This is a genomic window from Bacteroides muris (ex Fokt et al. 2023) (genome assembly GCF_024704895.1).
Lineage (GTDB): Bacteria > Bacteroidota > Bacteroidia > Bacteroidales > Bacteroidaceae > Bacteroides > Bacteroides muris.
Genome location: NZ_JAMZEE010000012.1, coordinates 74489 through 92253, shown reverse-complemented (window position 1 = coordinate 92253; position 17765 = coordinate 74489). Strand labels below are relative to the sequence as shown.

The following is a 17765-nucleotide window of genomic DNA, read 5'->3' as shown; positions in this document are numbered from 1 at the left end:
ATCCCTAAAATTTACTTATTACTCTGTTGCTTCTTCGCTATCCACCCGTCACGCCTGCGGCGGCACTCGTCCAGCGTTTTGGCTACCGTGCTGAAAAGTTCCATATCGGTATGGCGGTAATCGTACTGGTAAAATGTCTGTCCCTTAAATGCGCTCAAACGGCATTTGACAAACTTTTCCTCTCCCGGTGTTTGGGTAATGCTTACCCCGTTTTTGTTAAGTGACTGCATGATGTTCTATTTTTTATGGTTATAATATCAGTAAGGAAAGCAACAGCAGGAAAAGCAGAGCCACGCCCAGCAGATAAAGGGCTGACAGGCAGACCCGGAACAGAAAACGGGCGGCACAAAAAACGATATATACCGTTATCGCCGTACCTGCTCCGGCTACACTGGTAAACCGCCATGCAAGGCAGAACAGCAACACCCGCCAAAGGATTTTATAAATGCTTTTTCCGTTTCATCGCTTTGTATTTTTAGCGGGCAGGGCTTTGACACCCCGCCCGGATTGGTATTTGATTATGCCGCACGGAACACAAAACCGTCATCAAACCAGTAATCGCACATAAACAGGTCACGGGCGAACTTTTCATAATCGAAATAGGTCTTTGCGAACTCCGGCAGGTCGTAACATTCCTCGATAATTTCATAGGCGAAATCTTCTTCATCGTCATATTGTCCCTGATACTCGTCCCGGAAATCACGTATAAGGTCGTCCGCATCTTCCTCGCTCAAATCATGGCTTTTGTAGTTGCACCACACGAAAAAGGCTTCCTGCTCGGTGTCGTCCAAATCCTCTACCGCATCACGCAAGGAAAAGAAGTTTTCAGAAATCCAGCTTTCGCCGATTAAGCCCTCCGGCACGTTCTCCCAGTCCTGAAACATATATTCCGCATCTTCCTCGTCCTTGTGAAGTTCCCGGCAGGCTTCGTAAAATTCTTCCTTGTCCGAATAGTCCGAAAGGTCGAGCCATGCGCCGGACAATGAACCGTTGTTGTACTTGCCGTAAGTGCCTACATAAACTTTTGCTTCCGATAATACTTTTGCTTCCATATTGCTATAATTTTTAAGTTTTTTGATTTTATGCGGATTTGAGAGGTGAGGGAGTTGAAGTTTCACTGAACTTTTTTCCTGTTTCCCGTAAATCCGACTTTTTTTTTATGCGTCTTCCGGTCGGGTCGGTCGTTTTCGTTTCACATAGGCTGGTTGGTGAAGGGGTCTTGCTATGCAAATTTTTCCGACAAAAATTTTTTCCGACCAACGGGAAGCTGGAACAATTTTTTTCGATGAAACCCAATTTGCAGAGCCAAAAGCCCCCGTAGCTACCTTTGCCTATTGAAATGATAAAAACGACTGTCCCGGCTGGGGGACTGCATAATGAGGAAGATTTACAGATAGGGAAACAGGGGAAAAGTGCTTGTTCCCTTTCATCCTTTAGGGAACACTCCATGCGGGCGGGAAAGGCAAGGGTATGGCAAGTTCATCTTGCGGTACGCTTGTGCGGGTTTCCAACGGCTCTTTTCACGAAATACAGTCAGCCATGCCACGCACGGCTGGCGTTTCGGGGAATGTGCCAGTGGAAAAGGGAATAAAAAATGCGGGTAGTCGGTGGACTGCCCGCAAGGTGGAAGAATGTACTTTGTTGGGATATAGCTTGTTAGGTGGAAATTCGTTACCGAAATCGTTACCTGTTTTGTTACCAACGGTATATAGGTAACTGAAAATTTACATGGCGACTTCCTTGTAAATCTTCTCGATGCCGACAAACTTCTTGTCAAGCCCTTGCATATCGCTACCTATCTTGCTGTTGGTGATGCGGGCATAGATTTGGGTCGTTTCAATGTTCGTGTGTCCCAGCATCTTGGACACCGTTTCAATGGGTACGCCCTTTGACAGCGTGGTGGTCGTGGCGAACGTGTGCCGGGCAAGGTGAAATGTCAAGTTCTTTTTAATTCCGCATACATCAGCAATCTCTTTCAAGTAGGCATTTAGCTTCTGATTGCTGATTATGGGAAGTATCTTGCCATTCGGCAACTTGCCCTTGTACTTCTTCAAAATCATCTTGGGAATATCCAGCAGGGGAACATTAACGTCCGTGTTGGTCTTTTGCCGCTTTGTCATTATCCAAAGGTTGCCGTCAAAGGATTTGCGAATGTTGTCTTGGGTAAGCCCGGCTACATCTATATAGGCAAGCCCGGTGAAGCACGCAAAGATGAACAAGTCCCTGACGTGTTCCAGCCGCTCGGAAACCATTTTCTTTTTAAGGATGATTTTTATTTCGTCCTCTGTCAGATAACCCCTGTCCACTTTCTCCAGCCGGATTTTGTAGCTGGCGAACGGGTCGCCCACCAGTATGCCGTTGTTGCGGGCAATGATGATGATGCGCTTGAAGAACTGCATGAACTTGGCGGTGGTGTTGTAGCCGCACTTGCAGGCTGTACGCAAATACAACTCAAAATCGGTAATGAACATCGGGCTTATCTCCTTTATGGATATGTCCGATACGTTGTACTTGCTGCGGATGAACTCGGCAAGGTGGCGGCGGGTCACTTCATACTTGCGGTAGGTCGCTATCGTCTTGGATATGCCGACCAACTGCTTCACATCGTCATTGTGCTTTTGGAACAGGGTAAGGATTGTTTCGTGGCTCTCGCTATGACCTAAAAACTCGTTCTTCACTTTCTCGGCGGTCACGTAGTTGTCACGCCGCTGCATTTCGTGGTAAATGGTATTCAGGGAAGAACGTATGTCGTCCAAAAGGGCGTTTATCCTTCCGGCATCCCTGCCTTTGGCTTTGCCCGCAGCCGTGTTCCAGTTGTCGGGCTGGATGCTCTGTTTCGTGCTGAACTGGCAAAGTTTGCCGTCTATGGTGATGCGTGCCATAATCATAACCTCGCCGTTTTTCTTTTCAGAACCTTTCTTCAAATAAAAAAGAACCTTGAATGTTGATTTCATAACTCACTTTTTTTAGTTGCAAAATTAATTTTTACCTCTCGTTTTCGAGTTATGCAGACTATGGACTAATCAAGTCATTATCAGGTCATTTGAGGACAAATCGTTACCGTTTTTGTCCGGCGGGGAATAGGTAACGATTTAGTAACGAAACTTTGTCTTTTACCGTACTTTTGAAGTCTTGGAAGCTGGACTTTCGGGTAATAAAAAAAGCTACAAATCATTGATTTGTAGCTTTTTGTCCGTTTACTGACCATTTCTGTCCAGTAAGTTCAGCGGAGAGAGGGGGATTCGAACCCCCGATACCCTTTAGGGGTATACACGCTTTCCAGGCGTGCCTCTTCAACCACTCGAGCACCTCTCCTTGTTCGGGGCGCAAAGGTAAGGGAAGTTTTTGAAATTACCAAATGTTCGGGCAAATAATATTAAAAGTCTGTTCAAGCAACCACTACCAGAACGGACTTTCAACACTCAACAAAACATACTTACCATTACCGTGACCTGACTTCCCGTTTCATGAAGTATGACATACGAAAGGACAAAACAGATAACAGTAGCTTCAATCAGTCCGGTGAGTTGCAGCCCCCCCAAAAAAAGGCCTCTGTCCCAATGGCAGCGGGCTAGAACCACTTTATCACTTTACTCTGAATGATTATACCGACGTGTGGTCGTAATAGTTCCTATTCCCGGATACTTTTCTGCCAAATAATCAAAGGCACGACGGGGAAGAAAACCTGTAATTTGAACGAAGATATATTTGCCCCGATTCATTGTTTTGAGTTTTTGAACAAAGCTAAAACAACTTTTCAACTCAAATCGTCACGCCCCAAAAAGAGAGATAATTATGCGATTATCAAGGAAATCTCCACTTTTGGATACAACAGCACAGGAAAAAAACAGGGAGTTTCTCATGATACCGATTGACAACGCGTTCGGGGCAAAATGGTAACTGCCGGATATATCAGCATGTCATCGTTCGAAATACCCAAACACCCAATTTCACATTTTTACGCTGAATATATAATAAAAGTAACCTATATGTAACAGCAATCTGAAAGTTATTATTTAAATTTGCAACGTTTTTTAATAGTTTAATCAAATTAATTAAAATCTCATGGCAAAAAGAATGCGATTCATTCTTTCCACAATTATGGTGATAGTTGCAATGACAGCCAAGGCTCAGGTAACTACCGCCTCATTAAGTGGAAAGGTAACAGACCCAACCAAGGAAGCCATTATCGGTGCAACAGTTCAGGCTATACACGAGCCTTCTGGAACACGATATGGCGCAATTACGAACATTGATGGTCGTTATACCATTCAAGGTATGCGAGCAGGCGGACCTTACAGTGTGGAAGTTTCTTACATCGGTTACCAAACAATGATGTTTAAGGATGTGACCCTTCAATTAGGTGAAGTCTACAATTTGAATGTACAGATGCAAGAATCATCTGAACTTCTTGACGAAGTAATCGTTACAGCTCAAAAGACTAAATTCGCTTCCGAGAAGACTGGAGCGACAACCAACATTTCCAATACACAGATTGCCAACATGCCTTCTATAAGCCGCAGCATTACCGACTATTCCCGTTTGTCTGCTTACGGTGGCAATGGTATGTCGTTTGCTGGATCTGACGGCCGTACTGCCAACTTCACAATCGATGGTGCCAATTTCAACAATAACTTCGGTTTGAGTTCTAACCTACCTGGTGGCGGCAATCCCGTCTCTATCGAGGCAATTGACGAAATTCAGATTGTCATCTCTCCGTTTGACGTACGCCAGACCAACTTCATTGGTGGCGGTATCAATGCCATTACCAAATCTGGTACTAATACTTATAAGGGTACAGCTTATGTTTATCACCAAAATGAAAACATGCGCGGTGACGCCATTGATCGTGAAGCAATTTCCGGTGCTCGCGAGAAAGACCAGTCTACTACATACGGCTTTACTATCGGTGGTCCAATAATCAAGGACAAGCTCTTCTTCTTTGCAAACGGCGAGATGCGGAACACTCCGGCAATCGCCAATCGTTGGCGTGCCTCCGAAGACGGAGTTGCCAATGCAGATGCTTACATCTCACGTGCAACTGTTGCCGATTTGCAGACAGTATCCGACATAGCAAAAGAAAAATATGGCTATGACACCGGTTCGTTCAGCAGCTTCCCTTCTGACAATAAGAATACTAAATTACTGGCACGTATAGACTGGAACATCAACAACAACCATCACTTGGCTTTGCGTTATAACTATACCAAGAATATCATATGGAATAGTCCTAACTCTTCCTCTATGGACGGTGGTACTCGCATGTCGGGTGGTCGTACTTCACAGTATGCCATGTCGTATGCCAACTCCATGTATTCAATGGACAACCTGGTACATTCAGTGTCTTTCGACCTTAACAGCCGCTTCTCCGCTGCCTTGTCCAACCAGTTTTTGGCAACATTCTCTAAGTTGGATGACGTACGTGGTACCAATTCCAGCATTTTCCCGTTTGTCGATATCTTGAAAGACAATCAGAACTACATTTCTTTTGGTGAAGAACTTTTCACTTACAATAACGCAGTCCACAACACAGTATGGAACATTAAGGACGATGTAACTTACTATGCCGGCAATCATAAAATCATGGTTGGCTTGAACTATGAGCATCAAATGGCCGACAACCAGTATCTACGTAACGGTACAGGATATTACCGCTATACCAGCCTGGATGACTTTATTCAAGGAGCTGCTCCGGAAATTGTATGTTTGACTTATGGCTATAACGGTGAAAACGAACCTGCATCACGTGTTCAGTACAATAAATTGGGCTTCTACTTGCAAGACGAATGGAACGTACGCTCTGATTTCAAGGTTACAGCAGGAGTACGCTTCGATGGACTCTTCTTTGATAATAGTGACTTGATGACCAACAATGCTATTCTCAATCTCGACTACAACGGTCGTCATATCGATACCGGCAAATGGCCAGGAAGCTCATTGACAGTATCTCCTCGTGTAGGTTTTACTTGGGATATTCTGGGAGACAACACTTTGAAGCTGCGTGGTGGTAGCGGTTTGTTCTCCGGACGTCTGCCTTTGGTATTCTTTACCAATATGCCTACCAATGGCGGTATGATTCAATATCAGGCACAGATTAATGCCAAGAATGCAGCAGACAAAGGTTTCACTATGGATGAATTCAAAGGTGGAATCCTTGGTACAGAAGCTCTGAAACAAAAGCTTTATGATTTGGGGTATCCTAAGACAATCACACCGGAGGACGGTACAGTTCCTTCAAGCATTTGCGGTGTCGATCCCGACTTTAAAATGCCACAGGTCTGGAAGTCTTCAATTGCTGTAGATTATACAGTACCCGTATCATTCCCATTGAACGTAACGGTAGAGGGAATCTACAACAAGACTCTAAATGCCGCCATGTTGAGAGACTGGAGCCAGAAAGACGTAAACGGCTTTACACGCTTCAATGGTGCTGATAACCGTCCTGTATTCCCGTCCGACGCTACTTATACGAACGAAGCCGGCAAGAGTCTGCCAAGTGCTTACATGCTTGAGAATACAAGCCGCGGTTACGGATGGTCGACCAGCATTACCGTGAACGCAACGCCTGCCAAATGGATTAACTTGATGGCTGCTTATACGCATACAGTATCCAAAGAGGTGACTTCACTTCCGGGTTCCAATGCGTCATCAGTACTCAACTACCTTTCTACATACGAAGGTGTCAACAACTTCCGTTTGCACAATGGCCTTAACGTTACTCCCGACCGTTTCATTGCAAGTGCCACTATCAACGACAAGAGTGGCAACCACTATAGTTTTATTTACGAAACTTGGCGTGGCGGTTACAATTACTCTTACATGCTTGCCAACGACATGAATGGTGACGGTTATAATTACGATGCTATTTATATTCCTACAGACAAGCAAGTTGCCGATGGTTCATTCCGTTTCGTCAGCGAGGATGACAAGACACGCTTCATGGATTATGTACACAACAACTCATACCTTAAGAATAATCAGGGTAAATATGCTGAACCTAACAGCCTTTATTCTCCTTGGGTACACCGTATAGATTTCTCTTATAAGCACGATTTCAACTTAAATGTACGTGGTGCCAAGCACAAATTGCAGTTGAGCTTTGACATGAAGAACGTACTTAACTTCTTCAATTCAAGCTGGGGAGTAAGTAAGCATTTGAATCCTGCTATCGGTAACGAAGCCCGTATCTTGAAGTATGAAGGTGTAGACGCTGAAGGTTTTGCTACATTCTCAACTCCGACGTCTATAAATGGCAACACCAAGACTTGGACTCTCAACCATGCTATCGGTCAGTGCTGGTATGCTTCTATCGGTATTAAGTATTGTTTTAACTGATTATCAAATTAAGAATAATTGAAGAAAATGAAAAAACATCTATTTATAGTACTTGCTGCTGTGATTTCTCTTTTCTCAAGCTGCGCTGAAGATGATGCAGCAATAGGCTTGTCAGGATTGAAAGTTTCACAGTCGTATGTTGCGCTGCCGATTGAAGGAGGTAGCACCGACATTACAATTGAATCGAAGTCCGAATGGATTATCACAGGTAACGACAAGGCCGATTGGCTTACCATCTCTACTACTCAAGGTCCTCAAGGCGAAAGCAAAATCACATTCTCTGCTGATGAAGCTGTGGATGGCCGTTCAGTGGAACTGAAGCTGAGCAGTGCCAATGAAACTCAGAACTTGACTATCATGCAAGGCTTGCCAGTCATTTCGGAAGCTACTTGTGCCGAGGTAATAGCCGGTCCCGAAAAGAAGATTTATAAAGTGACCGGTGTTGTTTCAAATATTTCCAACACCGTTTACGGCAACTGGAATATTGTGGATGCCACCGGTAAGGTTTACGTCTATGGTACTTTGGATGCCAAAGGCAATGAGAAGAATTTTGCCAGCCTTGGTCTGGAAGAAGGTGATGAAGTAACAATACAAGGTCCTAAAGAAAGCTACCAAGGTACTCCTCAGCTTAAAAATGTTACTGTGCTCAAGATTAACAAATCGCTCATCAAGGTCGACTCTGTCTACAATGATGTACTTCCGGTTGAGGGTGGTATCTTCGAAGCATACATTATAACCAAAGGTGACGGCGTTTCTGTAGAAATTCCTGAGGATGCCAAAGAATGGTTGTCTATTGTCTCTATCGACCAGAACGGTACAGATGCTTGCGTGAAGTTCCAGGCTGCCAGAAACGAAGGTGGTGACCGTTCAACCAGCATTACATTCCGCACTACTGACGGTAAGAAAGATTACACAAGCAAGACTGAACTCTCACAGAAGGGCGCTATTGTGGAAGCTACTGTTGCTGAATTCATTGCCGCCGAGGTTGGTGCTACACAATACCGCATTAGTGGTGTAGTAACCAAGATTGCTAATAAAAAATATGGTAATATCTACATCAAGGATTTCTCGGGTGATGTATATATCTATGGTATCAAAGATTTTGCTGATTCTAATATCAAGGAAGGTGATATTGTAACTCTCGTTGGTCCACGTGCCGAATACAACGGTAAGCCACAGATGACTAATGCCGTGGCAGAGGAAGTGAAAAATGTAAAAGCAGTTACTGTTGCCGAATTCCTTGAAAAAGAAGAAAATTCTTCACAATATTACCAGCTGACCGGTACCGTATCAAATATCGCAAATACCGTTTATGGTAATTTTGATATTGCAGATGAAAGCGGCAAGGTATATGTTTATGGTCTTCTTACAGGCTGGAATGGCGCAAGCAAACAGTTCGAATCACTGGGTATTGTTGAAGGTGATAAGATTACTATATGCGGTGTTCGTGCCAGCTACAGAGATTCCGATCAAGTGGGAAGCGGATTCTTCATTTCTAAAGTGACTGAATAAAGAATTTTGTATCATACAGTAAATCCGCAATGTCATCTACATACACAGTGATGGCAGTGCGGATTTCTTTTAATAATTATATGTCATGAATAAAAGATATTACAATCTGATTTTAGCGATTTGCTTGTTGCTGCCATTGTTCTGTGGATGTAGTTCAGATGATTCTTCAGAAATGAGCGAACATCCCACTATCAATGACATCCAACTCACTGAACAGGGTTCCAAGCGTGAAGTACTATATGCTATTGATGGCGGCAAAGGCTTAACATTGGATGAATCAATCCGTTCTCAAATCAATATTGCAGCAAATAAGACTATTTCCGGTAACGGATTCACCTTTTCAGAAGAATTTGATACTAATGACCTATCGTCACTTCCCGATTACTCCACCATAAAGCAATGGAGTGACAAGGCTGTGGCAAAAGCAAAAACTTCTTATTGGGTACGCTATCAGCTTCCTTCACAAGTTGCCATGTTCAAGCTCCGCATCGCATACATTGACGGAATAAATGTAGGAGTGGAACACAATGCAGCCCAAAGAATTGTGATAGAAAACAAAAATATGAATATATCCACCCAAGGACAAAATTATGTGACAGAATACGAAATACCACATCTTATGGAGGGTAATACCTACGTGGAGCATGAAGTTACAGTCGGTGGCAACAAGGTGCTTAACTATGCAATGGAATGGAACGACCACATGAAACATTCTCGCTGGGTGGCCTATAGCTACGATGCCATTACAGGTGCAAAAAATGTAACCAGAAGTGATGATGCCTGGGCAGTAGACCCATTGCTACCGGAGAGCATGAGGGTTGACAACAGCTGGCATACCAATGATGGGTTCGACCGAGGACATCTCTGTGCCTCCGATGACCGTTCTTTTTCTACAGAAGCCAATAAGCAGACTTTCTACTTCAGCAACATGAGCCCACAACTCAACTCATTTAATAGCGGTTACTGGGTTACCTTCGAGCAGTTACTCAATTCATGGGCGCGCAAAGGCAATGTCTTTGGAAGTACATACGACAAAATCTATGTTGCAAAAGGCGGAACGCTCGACAAGCTTTTGACCGATTATAAGGGAACTAAGGCAGGAGGAGATGGAGTGATGCCTGCTACAGACTCAAAGGGGTTCACATCAAAAGGATTGCCTGTTCCGCAATATTACTTCATCGCCATATTAGCTCATCGTGCCAATCAGCTTGTTGACATAGCTACATCATATCAGGCCATCGGTTTTTGGGTGGAACATCGTGATGATTACGGCTATACTCTCGAACATCCGCTGAATAGGAATGACGCCCAAGCAAAAGCCATCAGCATTGATGAACTTGAAAAAAAGACAGGCATAGACTTCTTCTGCAATCTTCCCGATTATATTGAGGATGAAGTGGAAAGTAGCTATAATGTCGACGATTGGACCTGGTAGTATCATGTGTTGTCCACAAAAAAATATTCGTGAATCCAAACATAAACAACGATATTACAGCATTACTTTATCGGCATTAAAGTGATACTTTATCGGTATCACAGCGATACTTTATTTCAAATAAATATAAAGTAGGAACATTCGGTAAATGTCCCTAAAACGTAAGATGGCATATAAAGTGATAGAATATAATCACTTTATATGCCATTGTTATTGTCCTTTTTCTGGGTCACTCGTAGATTCTAGTGGGGTTATGCATAAATTTTAGTTAGTCTATACAAGAAAAACGGTATATCTATAACTCCTCTAAATTGTGCTCTGAGCTGTTTTATTTTCGCGTTAAACGATTCCGCTGCCGCATTTGATGCCCTATGAATACAGAAGTCTAATATTTCCTCACTTCTGTCATATAATGTAGCTGCTATGGTGTTAAACGAGTCAAACCCTGATTGCTCTACTTCCTGATACCACTTCGCCAAATTGGTTCTTGCTCCTGCCTTTATCGATCCTTTATTAAAAATCATCCTTAAGGAATGACTAAGGGAATATGCCCGTTTAATATCCGGATATTCTCTGAATAATATTGCAGCTCTGCGTTTCTGTGATTCAGTCCATTTTTCAGCAGATTTGAAAAGCAGATATCGGCTCCTCGCCAATAGCTCCTTACGTGTGTCGCCATTCTCAAAAGTAGGAGAAAGATATTTCTTCTTTAATCCTTTCGCTGCCTGTCTGGCATCTGTTTCTTCTTGTATAGCTTCCCAGCGATGTCCGATTCTGATTTCTTGTACAGCATCACAGGCTAACTTTTGAATGTGGAAGCGGTCTATCACACGGATGGCTGAAGTGAAGCATCTGCGAACAATTTTGCGCATGCTTTCTGACAAGTCAAGTTTCCTTGCCTCTTACTATTGGACGTACATAATGGCGGTCAATGCTGACGATGCGGTCAATGACTTTCTTCCCTTCAAACATTTACTTTTCCTGTACAAAAACCTTTCTGATGATGGAAAGACGCTTCTGGTAATCCTGAGTATAGCGGAGTAAGGTTCCGTACTCTCGATGAATCTCATCTCTCTATATGAGGAGTTTCTCAAGAAGTCTGATTATACGACGCTTGAGCATCCTTGTCCTTGAAGCCTTCCTTTTTCTTTTCTTGCAATAGGACAGATAGGACTCTGCTACACTCTTGTATTTGTTGCGGGGACGTCTTATGCCAAGCTCCCCACAATGCCTGCAGATATATCTGTAGAGCCATTTGAGGCTTTCCCGGAGGAGTTTCATGTCCGTAGGAAAACGCATATGACTCTCATAGCATGTAGCATCGGTCATGCACACGTGAAGGTTATCAAGATAAGGTTTCCAGTGTGAGGCCAGTATCTCTTGAAGGGAATCAATATCAAGACGGGATGCTATCTCATTACGGATGGCACTGACTATCTTATAGTTGGTTATGGGAAAAGACGGATTTATCATGATTCCGCAGAACATCTGGTAGTGTATGTTTCCGTTTAGATGTTCCACCAGATGCCTGTCAGAGAATCCGGTGTATGCTTTTAGGACTATAAGGGCAATCTTTGCGGAAGGACTGAATATATTCCTACGACCCAGATGCTGTTCAGACAGACATGCGGCTTTTGCCATACGCTCAAACGGAAAGACTGAATGAAGTGTCTGCCAAGCTCACTCTCATTAAAACTCTTGCGACATTTTTCCAGAACATCAAATTCTGTAAAGCCCAAAGTAGGGTGAATTTCTGAAATATTTTGTATCTTAGCCATATCTTTATTGAGGGATTTCCCCCGTTTGGGCTACCAAACCTCATTTTCGAGGGAATACCTACAGATACAAAAAGCCAACCAGTTCGCAATACTTTGTGTATAAATTAATTAGCTAATTTTATACTATTTGCTGAATGTCCCTAAAGTAAGAAAGAACCGATTGATAATGAAATACAAACGGGAAAGTATCCGATGTCATCATTCACGAAACAACCCGTTGGCGAAATTGACTTAGCGCAATATTCAATTCTGCCAACGGGTATATTACACACTCCCCTAAGTGGTGAGTAGATAAGAAGAAATACTCAAATCAGTCATTCATCAACTTTCTATAACGTACACGGGTAGGCTCTTCTTTCCCAAGACGTTTCTGTTTATTCTCCTCATATTCTGAATATGACCCCTCAAAGAAGAACACATTGGAATCTCCTTCGAAAGCGAGAATATGCGTACAGATACGATCGAGGAACCAACGGTCGTGACTGATGACCACGGCACATCCGGCAAAGTCCTCCAAACCTTCTTCGAGGGCACGGAGCGTATTCACATCGATGTCGTTGGTGGGTTCGTCCAGTAATAGCACATTACCTTCCTCCTTCAGACATAGTGCCAGATGCAGGCGGTTGCGCTCACCACCAGAAAGTACTCCGCAAAGCTTCTCCTGATCGGCACCGGAAAAGTTGAAACGGGACAGATAGGCGCGTGCATTGATATCTCGTCCCCCCATGCGGATAAGGTCGTTTCCACCAGAGATAACCTGATATACACTCTTGTTGGGGTCTATGTCCTTATGCTGCTGGTCCACGTAGGCCACCTTTACGGTCTCCCCTACCTCAAACTCGCCCTTGTCTGCTTTTTCCAAGCCCATAATAAGGCGGAAAAGCGTGGTCTTACCGGCACCGTTGGGACCGATGATACCCACGATGCCGTTGGGCGGAAGCATGAAGTTAAGGTCATCGAACAGCAATTTGTCGCCGAACGCCTTCGCCACATGCTTGGCTTCAATCACCTTATTACCCAGACGGGGACCGTTCGGGATAAAGATTTCCAGTTTCTCTTCCTTCTCCTTCACGTCCTCGTTCAGCAATTTGTCATAGGAGTTCAAACGCGCCTTCCCCTTTGCCTGGCGGGCCTTGGGAGCCATGCGCACCCACTCCAGCTCGCGTTCCAGCGTCTTGCGGCGCTTGCTGGCAGACTTTTCCTCCTGTTCCATACGCTTAGTCTTCTGTTCCAGCCAGCTGGAGTAGTTGCCCTTCCAAGGAATACCTTCACCACGGTCCAACTCAAGAATCCAGCCTGCTACATGGTCGAGGAAATAGCGGTCGTGCGTTACGGCAATCACTGTACCCTCATACTGCTGCAAGTGTTGTTCCAGCCAGTCGATAGATTCGGCATCAAGATGGTTGGTGGGCTCGTCGAGGAGAAGCACGTCGGGCTTCTGCAACAATAGGCGGCAGAGGGCCACACGGCGGCGCTCACCACCGGAAAGATGTTCTACGGACTGGCCTTCGGGCGGACAACGGAGGGCATCCATGGCGCGCTCCAGCTTACTGTCGAGGTTCCAGGCATCGGTCGCATCGATGATGTCCTGCAACTCGGCCTGACGGGAGAAGAGTTTGTCCATCTTGTCCTGATTCTCATAATATTCGGGCAAGCCGAACTTTTGGTTGATTTCCTCGTATTCTGCGAGCGCATCCACAATGGGCTGCACACCTTCCATAACAATTTCCTTCACGGTCTTTGTGGGATCGAGGTACGGTTCCTGAGCCAAATACCCCACTGAATATCCCGGCGAGAACACCACTTCGCCTTGATAGGACTTATCCAATCCGGCGATAATCTTCAGCAGGGTCGATTTACCCGAACCGTTCAGACCGATAATGCCGATTTTTGCTCCATAGAAGAACGAGAGATAAATGTTCTTCAGTACCTGCTTGTTGTTCTGCTGAATGGTTTTATTCAACCCAACCATAGAAAAGATAATCTTTTTATCGTCTACTGTTGCCATGTATTTAATGATTAATGTTCAGTGATTAATGATCAATATCAAGGATTAACGGGGACAAAGATAAGAAAAAAGATGGTATTGTTTTGCTAATTTCAAAAAAGTATCTATCTTTGCACCCGCTTAACAGCAATGAAGGATTGATTCGCTAGCTCAGCAGGTAGAGCACAACACTTTTAATGTTGGGGTCCTGGGTTCGAGCCCCAGGCGGATCACTGAAAGAAAAGCCAAAAGGCGACAAGAAAAAGACAAGTCCTACAAAATCAATATTTTGTGGGACTTTTTTTATTGTCTTTTGGCTACCTTGACCGCCACGAAAAGGTCACTGACAGACAAAAATTAGTGCCTTATTCGTACCCCCGACAAAATTCTTTAAAAAGGGGTACGATTTGTCGGAAAATGGCGAAATGTTGTCGAGATTTGGCGACCCTGCATTTATCTCATTATGAGTTAATAAAAGTAGTTTTGTAACTTAAAAAATGAGGTATGAAATCAACATTCCGAGTATTGTTCTTCCTGAAACGGGACAAGGTGAAAAAGAACGGTAATATGCCAATCATGGCACGTATTACCATTGACGGGAAATTAGCCCAATTCAACACTAAACTTGAAGTCAATCCTAAAAACTGGTCTGCCAAAACCGGAAAGGTAAATGGCAGAGGAGCGGAATTTACCCGCATGAATGAAATGCTGGATAGCATCAAGGCTACCTTGCACAGACACTATCAGACCATTTTAGAACGGGACAGCTATGTAACCGCAGAGAAAGTACGCAATGTGTTCTTAGGTAAAGAGGAAAAAGCAAAAACTCTCTTACAGGTATTTTCCCAGCATAATGAACAATATGCGCTGAAAGTAGGGAAAACAGCCACGCAAAAGACATATACCCGTTATGAACTTACCAAAAATCGCCTTGCCGAATATATCCACAATAAATATAATGTGGAGGATATTACCTTTCGGGAAATAAATGTCGTGTTTATCGAGGGCTTCTACCTATTTATCCGGGAGAATTATCCGTGTACCCACAATACAGCCATGAAGTTTATACAGCGTTTCAGAACTGTTGTTCTGTTTGCCCACAACTTGGGACTGATTACTTTTAATCCTTTCGGGGCATATAAGCTGAAATTTGAATATGTAGAACGGGATTTTCTTGAACAGGCAGAATTAGACCGGATATATCAAAAGACGTTTGCCAGCAAACGACTGGAACAAGTTCGTGATATATTTATTTTCAGTTTTTTTACTGGTTTGGCGTTCAGCGATGTGAAAGATTTATCACCCGAACACTTGGTAAAAGACAACAAAGGGGAACTTCGGATAAGGAAGAACCGGCAAAAGACAAAAATCATGTGTAACATTCCTGTGCTGCCTGTGGCAGCTTCCATACTTGATAAATATAAGGATGTGGCAGAGTGTACCGGAAAACTTTTACCTGTATTGTGTAATCAACGCATGAACAGTTATTTGAAGGAGATTGCCGATGTGTGCGGAATTCATAAAAATCTTAGCACACATACCGCCCGTCATAGCTATGCTACAAGCATTTGCCTTGCAAATGGCGTAAGTATGGAGAATGTTGCTAAGATGTTAGGTCATGCAGATACAAGCGTAACAAAACACTATGCAAGGGTATTGGATCAGAATATTTTCAAGGATATGCAAAAAGTAAATAGCTGCCTGTCGGAATTGGCTATATAATAAAGATAGTAGCTAATATTGAAAAAGGATTGGGAAGAATGAATTTCATTTTCTCAATCCTTTTCTTTTATAGTAAGTTTTCCAGAACTCAATATGAAGCATTGACAAAGATAAGTTCCGTATTTAGCCTGTTCAGGTCCGAGCCTTCGGTTTAGATGAAAATCTTCCTCTCACTATGTTCGAGCGTATTTTCATCTAAAGACTTGCACAGACTAAATACTTCACTGGGAAAGTCAATGATTCAAACTAAATTCCGAAAAACAATGTTTTGGGCTTGGCAGGTTACTCTTTCCAACTTTCAAAGTAGTGCTTTTGGAGCAGTTTATCAATATCACTCTGACGGTAGATGATTTTACCTTTTATCTGGATAAAGGGAATTAGTCCTATATCTCGCCATTCTTGCAGGATTCGCAAACTGACATTCAGTTTCTTGGAAACCTCATTATTAGAAAGAAAGCGTTCCCCATTCAGGTGGGGCTTGTAGTGCTTTACAATAGATTCAATACCATCCAGCATCGAATCGAGCGAAGAAATAAATTCTTTGACTTGTGGGGTATCTTTATTTATTAGTTCCATGATTGAAAGATTGTTTTATTGAAATATTGATTTCAAGATGGCTAGATAGCCGGTTAGTTACGCAGATAGTGACCCAAAGACGAAATGTTAAGTACGTCTTTTGCCGGATCATAATCTACATAGAGCCGTTTGGATGCAGGGGCAATAAAATACTGGCTACCATCTTGCTGTATCTCATAAGTAGCAGGTGAAGCCTGTTTGGTTGTTTCCGATACATATATAATAGAAAGAAGATACTCTTTGTCGCTCTGATAGATGATAACCGTAGGATTCAGATTAATGCTTTCCCATGTGCCAACAATGGAAAACAGGTTGAAAAACGGATAATCTTTTTTAATTCTTTTCATAAGACGTGGGGTGTTTGGGTGATTGATTTTGCGTTTCACTGTCTGCAATAATTCTTTCAATATCGGAAGTCTTATAATAAATCTACACAAAAGTAGGAGAAACATATTTCTTCTTTAATCCTTTCGCTTCCTGTCTGGCCTCTGTTTCTTCTTGTACAGCCTCCAAGCGATGTCCGATTCTGATTTCTTGTACAGCATCACAGGCTAACTTTTGAATGTGGAAGCGGTCTATCACACGGATGGCTGAAGTGAAGCATCTGCGAACGATCTTGCGCATGCTTTCTGACAAGTCAAGAGTGACTTCCTGCACCATCTGGAGCGCCTCCTCAGGGATTTGTTCTACCACAGCAATGACATCGTCGGCTTTAGTACCCTTGACAATAGCTACGATAGCACCTTTGCCGCCGTGAGCCTCTCTATTGATGATTATAGTATATAACTCCCCATTGGAGAGGGAAGTCTCATCAATACTCAAGTACAGACCCAGGTTCTCAAGAAACAGCAACCAGTTTTCAGCATGGGGCAATTGATCCCACATGCGGTAGTCACTTAAATACTCTTTATATTGCCGCTCTAACTAATCACCGTCAATATGATAATAACGTTCAAGAGAGCGGGCCGTAATCGGGTATTTCTCCAAGCAGTCCTTTTAAAAAAGACGCGAATTCTTTTGAATGTCGCGTTCCTTGGGCAGTAAGCTCAAAAGTGTTACAGATAATAGAATCGGTTTCCTTGTCGAGCCATTTACGCCGCCGTACACATAAGGTTACCTTACGGTCACGGATAGGAAAATCACGGATATACACCGCAGGAAGAAAACCTTTGGACTCTAAAGAGTGAACCGTAGGAGACAAGGGAGGAAGATTCTGCTCATCTAAATGAATGGTTAATATTTTAGCATCGTTCTCTATTTCAACAATGTCAAAACAATCCAATAGCTCAACCGGAAGAATTAAGCGAGCAAGAACTAAAAGAGTATCGTAACTAGTCATAAAAGTTTTTTAGGGAAAAGATACTAATTGTTGAGAAGCCCACATGATTTTATCGGTGAATCATAGCAACCATGAACCCCA

The 17765-nt window shown here is 43.3% G+C and carries 14 protein-coding genes, 2 tRNA genes and 3 pseudogenes; 6 read left to right on the top strand and 13 right to left on the bottom strand.

Translation table 11 applies throughout. The features are described from left to right. Nucleotides 1-11: 11 nt before the first annotated feature. From M1B78_RS07065 to M1B78_RS07045, 5 genes are all read right to left on the bottom strand, one after another. On the bottom strand, nt 12-230 hold the full coding sequence (locus tag M1B78_RS07065) for a DUF3873 domain-containing protein (RefSeq protein WP_257940258.1): 219 nt from the start codon (nt 228-230) through the stop codon (nt 12-14). A gap of 19 nt (nt 231-249) precedes the next feature. Beyond that, nucleotides 250-426 (bottom strand): hypothetical protein, encoded by a 177-nt coding sequence (locus M1B78_RS07060; RefSeq protein WP_257940257.1) that lies wholly within the window; start codon nt 424-426, stop codon nt 250-252. Between the two features lie 92 nt (nt 427-518). Further along, nucleotides 519-1052, bottom strand: coding sequence for an antirestriction protein ArdA (locus M1B78_RS07055; RefSeq protein WP_257940256.1), 534 nt, complete (start codon nt 1050-1052; stop codon nt 519-521). A gap of 672 nt (nt 1053-1724) precedes the next feature. Then, nucleotides 1725-2954 carry a site-specific integrase gene (locus M1B78_RS07050; RefSeq protein WP_257940255.1) on the bottom strand — a complete coding sequence of 410 codons (1230 nt, stop codon included), beginning with the start codon at nt 2952-2954 and terminating at the stop codon, nt 1725-1727. A gap of 273 nt (nt 2955-3227) precedes the next feature. After that, a tRNA-Ser gene (locus M1B78_RS07045) sits at nt 3228-3315 on the bottom strand. Nucleotides 3316-3692: 377 nt separating this feature from the next. On the opposite strand from M1B78_RS07045, the gene M1B78_RS07040 reads away from it, so the two are divergent. The 4 genes from M1B78_RS07040 to M1B78_RS07025 all read left to right on the top strand — a co-directional run bounded on the left by M1B78_RS07040 (nt 3693) and on the right by M1B78_RS07025 (nt 10282). After that, nucleotides 3693-3875, top strand: a complete 183-nt coding sequence (locus tag M1B78_RS07040; RefSeq protein WP_257940254.1) for a hypothetical protein — start codon at nt 3693-3695, stop codon at nt 3873-3875. Between the two features lie 190 nt (nt 3876-4065). Beyond that, nucleotides 4066-7335 carry a TonB-dependent receptor gene (locus tag M1B78_RS07035; RefSeq protein ID WP_257932532.1) on the top strand — a complete coding sequence of 1090 codons (3270 nt, stop codon included), beginning with the start codon at nt 4066-4068 and terminating at the stop codon, nt 7333-7335. A gap of 27 nt (nt 7336-7362) precedes the next feature. Further along, nucleotides 7363-8847: a BACON domain-containing protein gene (locus M1B78_RS07030; RefSeq protein ID WP_257940253.1), complete on the top strand. Its 1485-nt coding sequence runs from the start codon at nt 7363-7365 to the stop codon at nt 8845-8847. A gap of 85 nt (nt 8848-8932) precedes the next feature. Then, the gene (locus M1B78_RS07025; RefSeq protein ID WP_176469656.1) at nt 8933-10282 is read left to right on the top strand and encodes a DNA/RNA non-specific endonuclease; all 1350 of its coding nucleotides are present in this window, start codon (nt 8933-8935) and stop codon (nt 10280-10282) included. A 251-nt stretch (nt 10283-10533) separates the two neighbouring features. On the opposite strand, the pseudogene M1B78_RS07020 reads toward M1B78_RS07025, so the two are convergent. From M1B78_RS07020 to ettA, 3 genes and pseudogenes are all read right to left on the bottom strand, one after another. Then, a pseudogene (locus M1B78_RS07020) lies at nt 10534-11172 on the bottom strand (ISAon1 family transposase); the annotation flags it as partial. Next, nucleotides 11171-12060: pseudogene (locus M1B78_RS07015) on the bottom strand (transposase); the annotation flags it as partial. The pseudogenes M1B78_RS07020 and M1B78_RS07015, both read right to left, overlap by 2 nt. Nucleotides 12061-12370: 310 nt before the next feature. Next, on the bottom strand, nt 12371-14068 hold the full coding sequence (ettA, locus tag M1B78_RS07010) for an energy-dependent translational throttle protein EttA (RefSeq protein ID WP_136011126.1): 1698 nt from the start codon (nt 14066-14068) through the stop codon (nt 12371-12373). 139 nt (nt 14069-14207) lie between these two features. On the opposite strand from ettA, the gene M1B78_RS07005 reads away from it, so the two are divergent. Together M1B78_RS07005 and M1B78_RS07000 are read left to right on the top strand one after the other, a co-directional pair. Then, nucleotides 14208-14280: transfer RNA gene (locus tag M1B78_RS07005), tRNA-Lys, on the top strand. Nucleotides 14281-14551: 271 nt separating this feature from the next. Next, nucleotides 14552-15769 carry a site-specific integrase gene (locus M1B78_RS07000; RefSeq protein WP_257940252.1) on the top strand — a complete coding sequence of 406 codons (1218 nt, stop codon included), beginning with the start codon at nt 14552-14554 and terminating at the stop codon, nt 15767-15769. A 282-nt stretch (nt 15770-16051) separates the two neighbouring features. Here M1B78_RS07000 and M1B78_RS06995 read toward each other — a convergent pair whose 3' ends face one another. The 5 genes and pseudogenes from M1B78_RS06995 to M1B78_RS06975 form a co-directional block, all read right to left on the bottom strand. After that, nucleotides 16052-16345: a helix-turn-helix domain-containing protein gene (locus tag M1B78_RS06995; RefSeq protein WP_257940251.1), complete on the bottom strand. Its 294-nt coding sequence runs from the start codon at nt 16343-16345 to the stop codon at nt 16052-16054. 53 nt (nt 16346-16398) lie between these two features. After that, the gene (locus tag M1B78_RS06990) at nt 16399-16692 is read right to left on the bottom strand and encodes a DUF3876 domain-containing protein (protein ID WP_257940250.1); all 294 of its coding nucleotides are present in this window, start codon (nt 16690-16692) and stop codon (nt 16399-16401) included. Then, nucleotides 16679-16774: pseudogene (locus M1B78_RS06985) on the bottom strand (helix-turn-helix domain-containing protein); the annotation flags it as partial. The gene M1B78_RS06990 and the pseudogene M1B78_RS06985, both read right to left, overlap by 14 nt. Next, nucleotides 16775-17230 carry a transposase gene (locus tag M1B78_RS06980; protein WP_257940249.1) on the bottom strand — a complete coding sequence of 152 codons (456 nt, stop codon included), beginning with the start codon at nt 17228-17230 and terminating at the stop codon, nt 16775-16777. A 67-nt stretch (nt 17231-17297) separates the two neighbouring features. Next, nucleotides 17298-17684, bottom strand: a complete 387-nt coding sequence (locus M1B78_RS06975) for an ISAon1 family transposase N-terminal region protein (RefSeq protein WP_257940248.1) — start codon at nt 17682-17684, stop codon at nt 17298-17300. Nucleotides 17685-17765 lie beyond the last annotated feature (81 nt).